The organism is Inquilinus sp. (assembly GCF_039594555.1).
Lineage (GTDB): Bacteria > Pseudomonadota > Alphaproteobacteria > DSM-16000 > Inquilinaceae > Inquilinus.
The window spans coordinates 1-6,409 of record NZ_JBCNNF010000396.1 but is presented as its reverse complement, the minus strand read 5'-3'; the positions used below and the strand labels follow the sequence as shown (position 1 = coordinate 6,409).

Annotated in this window: 9 protein-coding genes; 7 read left to right on the top strand and 2 right to left on the bottom strand. The window is 71.5% G+C overall.

Annotation, left to right across the window (positions count from 1 at the left end; translation table 11 throughout):
- Positions 1 to 280: 280 nt before the first annotated feature.
- The 4 genes from ABDW35_RS29705 to ABDW35_RS29690 all read left to right on the top strand — a co-directional run bounded on the left by ABDW35_RS29705 (position 281) and on the right by ABDW35_RS29690 (position 2,798).
- Complete coding sequence (locus ABDW35_RS29705; RefSeq protein WP_343717458.1) at positions 281 to 1,024, top strand: SDR family oxidoreductase; 744 nt, start codon at positions 281 to 283, stop codon at positions 1,022 to 1,024.
- Between the two features lie 48 nt (positions 1,025 to 1,072).
- Positions 1,073 to 1,915, top strand: coding sequence for a fumarylacetoacetate hydrolase family protein (locus tag ABDW35_RS29700; RefSeq protein WP_343717457.1), 843 nt, complete (start codon positions 1,073 to 1,075; stop codon positions 1,913 to 1,915).
- 134 nt (positions 1,916 to 2,049) lie between these two features.
- Positions 2,050 to 2,466, top strand: a complete 417-nt coding sequence (locus tag ABDW35_RS29695) for a hypothetical protein (protein WP_343717456.1) — start codon at positions 2,050 to 2,052, stop codon at positions 2,464 to 2,466.
- A gap of 149 nt (positions 2,467 to 2,615) precedes the next feature.
- Positions 2,616 to 2,798, top strand: coding sequence for a hypothetical protein (locus ABDW35_RS29690; protein ID WP_343717455.1), 183 nt, complete (start codon positions 2,616 to 2,618; stop codon positions 2,796 to 2,798).
- Here ABDW35_RS29690 and ABDW35_RS29685 read toward each other — a convergent pair.
- Positions 2,770 to 3,723 (bottom strand): DMT family transporter, encoded by a 954-nt coding sequence (locus ABDW35_RS29685; protein WP_343717454.1) that lies wholly within the window; start codon positions 3,721 to 3,723, stop codon positions 2,770 to 2,772. The genes ABDW35_RS29690 and ABDW35_RS29685 overlap by 29 nt on opposite strands.
- Positions 3,720 to 4,484 carry a methyltransferase domain-containing protein gene (locus ABDW35_RS29680; RefSeq protein ID WP_343717453.1) on the bottom strand — a complete coding sequence of 255 codons (765 nt, stop codon included), beginning with the start codon at positions 4,482 to 4,484 and terminating at the stop codon, positions 3,720 to 3,722. Before ABDW35_RS29680 ends, ABDW35_RS29685 begins: the two co-directional genes overlap by 4 nt.
- 158 nt (positions 4,485 to 4,642) lie before the next feature.
- Between ABDW35_RS29680 and ABDW35_RS29675 the strand changes: the two genes are divergently transcribed.
- The 3 genes from ABDW35_RS29675 to ABDW35_RS29665 form a co-directional block, all read left to right on the top strand.
- The gene (locus tag ABDW35_RS29675) at positions 4,643 to 5,503 is read left to right on the top strand and encodes an AraC family transcriptional regulator (RefSeq protein ID WP_343717452.1); all 861 of its coding nucleotides are present in this window, start codon (positions 4,643 to 4,645) and stop codon (positions 5,501 to 5,503) included.
- A 16-nt stretch (positions 5,504 to 5,519) separates the two neighbouring features.
- Entirely contained in the window at positions 5,520 to 6,218 is a 699-nt protein-coding gene (locus tag ABDW35_RS29670) for an AzlC family ABC transporter permease (RefSeq protein ID WP_343717451.1), read from the top strand.
- Positions 6,215 to 6,409 (top strand): AzlD domain-containing protein (locus tag ABDW35_RS29665; protein WP_343717450.1); only part of this gene is annotated, 195 nt, incomplete at its 3' end. The genes ABDW35_RS29670 and ABDW35_RS29665, both read left to right, overlap by 4 nt.

The window sequence follows — 6,409 nt, the reverse complement described above, 5'->3', positions numbered from 1 at the left end:
GCCGCCAGCGCCTCGGCCCGGCCCGGATCGGTGTCGCAGACCGCGACCAGCTCGGCCTCGGGCAGCTCGGCATGCTTGGCGGCGTGCAGGCTGCCGAAATAGCCCGCCCCGATCACCGCGGTCCGGGTCCGCTTCATGACGTCTCCACGCTCGTCAGCCATACTCCTCCGCCTTCCTAACGCTGTTGCCCACGCTTTGACCAGCGGTGATACGCTTCCGGCTTGACGGGCGCGCCCTCCGGGGCGAGGAATACGTCCGACTTAACAACCGGGCGGGCGAGATGGCTGGCAGGCTGGCGGGCAAGACGGCGGTGCTGACCGCGACGGGGCAGGGGATCGGCCGGGCGGCGGCGCTGGCCTTCGCCCGCGAAGGGGCGACGGTCTATGCCACCGACATCAACGAGGCGGCGCTGCAGTCGCTGGCGGCCGAGGCGCCGGGCATCCACGTGGCCCGGCTCGACGTGCTCGACCACGGCGCGATCAAGGCCTATGCGGCCGAGCGCGGCGCCATCGACGTGCTGTTCAACTGCGCCGGCTTCGTCCATGCCGGCACCATCCTCGACTGTGAGGAGAAGGATTACGACTTCTCCTTCAACCTCAATGTCCGGTCGGCCTACCACATGTGCCGGGCCTTCCTGCCGGCGATGATCGAGGCCGGCGGCGGGTCGATCGTCAGCGTCGCCTCGGTCTGCTCCTCGATCAAGGGCCTGCCGAACCGCTTCATCTACGGCGCCACCAAGGCGGCGCTGCTGGGGCTGACCAAGTCGATCGCCGCCGATTTCGTCGGCAAGGGCATCCGCTGCAACGCCATCTGCCCGGGCACGGTGGAGACGCCGAGCCTGCACGACCGCATGGCGGCGCAGGGCGACATCGAGAAGGCGCGCGCCGCCTTCGTGGCGCGCCAGCCGATGGGCCGCCTGGGCACTGCCGAGGAGATCGCGTCGCTGGCCGTGTACCTGGCCTCGGACGAGGCCTCCTACCTCACCGGCCAGGCGATCAACGTCGACGGCGGCATCACCATCTGATAGCGGCTTCCGGCCGCCCACCACCCGAGTCTCAGGGAGAGAACACCGATGAAGCTGCTGCGCTACGGCCCCGCGGGGCAGGAGAAGCCGGGCCTGCTCGACGCCGAGGGCCGGATCCGCGACCTGTCGGGCGTGGTCCCCGACATCGCCGGCGAGGCGCTGACCCCGGCCGGCATCGCCCGGCTGAAGGGCCTGGACCCGGCGACGCTGCCGGTTGTCTCCGGCAACCCGCGCTACGGCGCCTGCGTCGCCGGCACCGGCAAGTTCATCTGCATCGGCCTGAACTATTCCGACCACGCCGCCGAGACCGGCGCCACCGTGCCGCCGGAGCCGATCATCTTCATGAAGGCCACCAGCGCCATCGTCGGCCCGAACGACGATGTCGAGATCCCGCGCGGCAGCGAGAAGACCGACTGGGAGGTCGAACTCGGCATCGTCATCGGCAAGCCGGCCAAGTATGTGTCCGAGGCGCAGGCGATGGACCATGTCGCCGGCTTCTGCGTCATCAACGACGTGTCCGAGCGCGCCTTCCAGACCGAGCGCCACGGCCAGTGGACCAAGGGCAAGAGCTGCGACACCTTCGGCCCGACCGGCCCCTGGCTGGTGACGCCGGACGAGGTCGGCGACTACGACAACCTGCATATGTGGCTGGAGGTCGACGGCCACCGCTACCAGAACGGCTCGACCAAAACGATGGTCTACAAGACGCCGTTCCTGGTCAGCTATCTCAGCCAGTTCATGGGGCTGCGCACCGGCGACATCATCTCCACCGGCACCCCGCCGGGCGTCGGCATGGGCCAGAAGCCGCCGAAGTACCTGAAGGCCGGCCAGACCATCCGCCTCGGCATCGAGAAGCTGGGCGAGCAGGCGCAGAAGACCGTCCAGGGCTGAGGCCAAGTGTCCGGATGACACGGGGGAAATACACCCGTGTCATCCGTCACATTAAATTCCGTTGAGTCGCCTTGCCGCCCGCGACGGCGGCGCACCATCTCTTCGTGTAGGGCAAGAGACACGCCGGCTTCGGCGTGCCGCGTTCAGCAGAGATGGTGTTCACCATGTTGAAGGTGTTCCACGTCACCCCGCGCCGCGCCGCCGTCTTGGCCGCGATCGGCGCCGCCCTGGCGTTGCCGCTGATGGTCTCCACCCCGGCCGAGGCCTGGTGGCGTGGCGGAGGCTGGGGCTGGGGAGGGGGATGGCATGGCGGCGGCTGGTGCTGCCATTCCGGTGTCAGCATCGGCATCGGCCTGCCGCTCTACGCCCCGCCGCCGGTCTATTATGCGCCGCCGCCCCCGGTCTACTACGCGCCCCCGCCGGCCTATTACGGCCCGCCGCCGGTGGTCTACCAGGCGCCGCCGCGCGTGGTCTACGCCGCGCCGCCGGCCCGGGTCTGGGTCCCCGGCTATTGGAGCCGCGGCCTCTGGGTCGAAGGCCACTGGCGCTGAGCTGACGCGCAGGCCCGCCAACCGGATTTTCTGCCCTGGCTGTGCCCGCGGTCACAGCCCCGGAGGAGCAACTCCGCCATAGTCCATGAGCGCCTCGGCCGGATGTCCGGCCGGGGCGTTGCGCTGGAATGCAGCGCGGAGTTGGAACCATGAGCCTCATCGGAACGACCGGCGTCGAGCCGGACGATACGGTGGCGCAGAGCGGCGGCTGGCGTGCTCCGAAATCGGAGACCCGGTCCGCCTGCGTATCCTGGTCGGAGGTCGCGGTCGCCTGGGTGGCGATCCCGGCCGTCCTCGGCATCATCACGGCGATCGTCGCCGCGTTGTCATAGCCTCAGGTCGGCGGCGCGGCAGGGTGAGCAGCCCGACGCCGCCGAGCACCAGAAGCGCCCCCACAACCTGCAGCCCGGTCATCGCCTCGTCCATCCCGGCCCAGGCCAGAAGGATGGTCGAGACGGGACCGAGCGCCCCCAGCAGCGCCGCCCGCGTGGCGCCGATCCGCTTCAGCGCCTCGCTGGTCGCCCAGACCGGCAGCACCGTCCCGATCACCGCGATCCAGGCGGCGATGCCCAGCACCTTGCCGGACACCAGCAGGTGGTCGGCCGGGCGCAGCACGAAGAACTGGGCGATGCAGGCGACACAGGCCGCCATCATGGCGATGGCGGTGAAGCGGGTGCTGCCGATCCGCGGCACCGTGCTGCTGCCGCCCACCAGATAGCCGGCATAGGCCAGCGCACTGAGCAGGATCAGCCCGGCGCCGCCCAGCCGCGCCGCGTCGAAGCCGGCGGCCGAGGCGTCCAGCACCAGGGCCAGCCCGGCATAGGCGACCAGGAGGCACAGCATCTCCCGCCGCTGCGGCCGCCGGCCGAGGAACACCGCCGACAGCGCCAACACGAAGGTCGGGTACAGGAACAGGATGATCCGGCCCAGCCCGGCCGGCACCGTGCGCAGCCCCAGGAAGTCGCAATAGCTGGCGATCCAGTAGCCGAGCAGCCCCAGCGCCGCGGTGCGCAGCAGGTCGCCCGGCGCCAGCGGCCCGGCGGCGCGGCGCCGGCTCCAGGCCCACATCGCCACGAAGAAGGGCAGCGACAGGCCCATGCGCAGCGCCAGCAGCGTCTCGGCGTCGACGCCCTCGGCATAGCCCAGCCGGATCAGCACCGGCCGGGTGGAGAAGGCGAGGACGCCGAGGATCGCCAGCAGGTAGCCGACCGCCTCGCCGTGCCGGCCCGCCTGGGCCTGTGCCGCCGCCGCGGTCATGACGCCAGCGTCGCGGCGAAGCGCAGCCGGACGTAATCCGCGCTCCAGTTCCCGGACTGGTCGCGCAGGCTGGGCGCCAGCAGCGCCTGCACCTCGTCCAGGATCGGGCCTCGGGCGGCGGCGTCGATGCCATCCAGGAAGGGGTTGGCGAAGGTGTCCAGCCAGCCGCGCATGCCGGTGGGCAGCGGCGTCGGCCGCGGCACCAGGGCGATGCTGTCGACGCGGAAACCCTGCGCCTCCAGCTTCGCCGCGTATTCCGCCGGGGTGGGGAAGAACCAGGGAAAGCGGGAAGCGCCGTCCAGACCGCGGGCGTTCAGCGCCGCCACCAGGGCGGTGACGATCGCCGCGACATTGCCGTGGCCGCCGAACTCGCCGACGAAGCGGCCGCCCGGCTTCAGCGCCCGGCGGACGCCGGCGATGACGGCGTCGGCACCCTTCATCCAGTGCAGCGCGGCGTTGCTGAACACGGCGTCGAACTCGGGCCCGAAATTCAGCGCCTGGCCGTCGGCGATGCGGGCGTCCAGCCCCAGGGCCCGGGCGGCGGCCACCAGCTCGGCCGAGGCATCGGCGCCGACCACCGTGGCGCCGGCCTGGACCAGCCTGGCGGTCAGGGCGCCGTCGCCGCAGCCGAGATCGAGGATGCGCTCGCCCGGCCGCGGCGCCAGCAGCTCCAGCACCGGCTGGCCCAGATCGGCGACGAAGCGGGCGTTGCGGGCATAGCCCTCGGCGCTCCAGGACTGCACTTCCTTGATCGTGCTCATGGCGGTCGTTCCCTGTGGTACCGCCGGACTATCACCCCGGCGGCCGGTCCGCCGCCAATGCCCGATCGATGTATCGGTCGTGACGGTGCAAAGCGGGCAGGGGCCGATATGCCGATTTTCTACAAGACGCGCCCGGCGCCGGCCCTATGATCGCGCCGATGGACAGCATCACGCAGGAACAGGCAGTGGCGGCCGAGCCGCTCGCGCAGGGCGAGCGGTCGCGGTTCTTCACGGCGTCGGGCTTCGACGGGCTGGAATGCCTGGAGGCGACGTTCCGCACCCATCGCTATGCCCTGCACATGCACGAGACCTACGCCATCGGCGGCATCTTCGCCGGCTGCGAGACCTTTTTGGCCCGCGGCGAGCAGCGCTATGGCGGCCCCGGCGACCTCGCTTTGGTCAATCCGGAGGACGCGCATGACGGTGAGCCCTATGGCGGCGGCTACCGCTACCGCATGACCTATCCCTCGGTCGCGCTGATGCGGCGCCTGGCCTCGGAGATCGCCGGTCGGCCGGTGACCGCGACGCCGTTCTTCTCCCAGCCGGCGGTGCACGACCCGGACCTCGTGGCCCTGTTCGCCGAGGCCTTCGCCGCCCAGGCCCGAGGCGACGCCCTGGCGATGGAGGAGCTGCTGCTGCGCGCCTACGGCCGCTGCCTGATCCGCCACGCCGCCTTCCGCCCGGCCGAGACGGTACCGGATTCGGGCCGCATCGCCCGGGTGACCGAACTGATGCGCGACCGCTACGCCGAGGAGCTGTCGCTCGACGATTTCGCCGCCGAGGCCGGGCTGTCGCGCCACCATCTGATCCGCGCCTTCCGGCGCGAACTGCGGATGACGCCGCACGCCTATCTGCTGAACCTGCGCGTCCAGGCGGCCCGGCGCCGCCTGCGGGCGGGTGAGGCGCCCGCCGATGTCGCCGCCGCCACCGGCTTCTGCGACCAGGCCCATCTGACCCATGCCTTCAAGGCGCGGCTCGGTGTCGCCCCCGGCGCCTACCGCGCCGGCTTCCACCTCTGACCCCATCGGCTTCCGCATGACCCGAGACCTCCGGCGCGATGCCCTGGACGGCATCCGCGACATCCTCCCGCCCGCCATCGCCGCGATCCCGATCGGCCTGCTCTGCGGCGCGCTCGGCGCCGCCAAGGGGCTGTCGCCGGCCGAGATGGCGCTGATGTGCGCCCTGGTCTTCGCCGGCGGCGCCCAGTTCGCGGCGATCGACCTGTGGTCCTGGCCGGTGCCGGTGGCGACGCTGGTGGTGTCGACCCTGCTGATCAACTCGCGCCACATCCTGATGAGCCTGTCGCTGGCCCGCCGCACCGGGCATTTCACCTGGGGGCAGCGGCTGCTGGGCTATGCCGTGCTGGCCGATGAGAACTGGGCGATGGCGGAGCGGCGGGCCACGGGGCGCGCGCTGACACCGGCCTATTTCCTGGGGATGGGCGCCTTCTTCTATCTGAACTGGCTGGTGTGGGGGACGCTCGGCGCCGTGATCGGGGCGGCGATCGGCGACCCGGCCCGGATCGGCGCCGACTTCGCCTTCACCGCCCTGTTCATCGGCTTGGTGGTCGGCTTCTGGAAAGGCCATCGCAGCACCTTCACCATCACCGCCAGCCTGGTCACCGCCGCCCTGGTCTATCACCTGGCCGGCCCGCCCTGGCATGTCGCGGCCGGCGCCCTGGCCGGCATCGCCGCCGCCTGGCTGGCCGCCGAGCCCGAGGAGGCCGTGGCATGAGAATCGATCCCGCGACCCTGGCCGCCATCCTGGGCATGGCGGCGGTGACCTACCTGACCCGCATTTCCGGCCTGTTCCTGGCCGGGCGGCTGCGGCTGCAGGGCCGGATGAAGGCGGCCTTCGACGCGGCGCCGCCGGCGGTGCTGACCGCGGTGATCGCGCCGATGGTGCTGGCCACCGGCTGGCCGGAG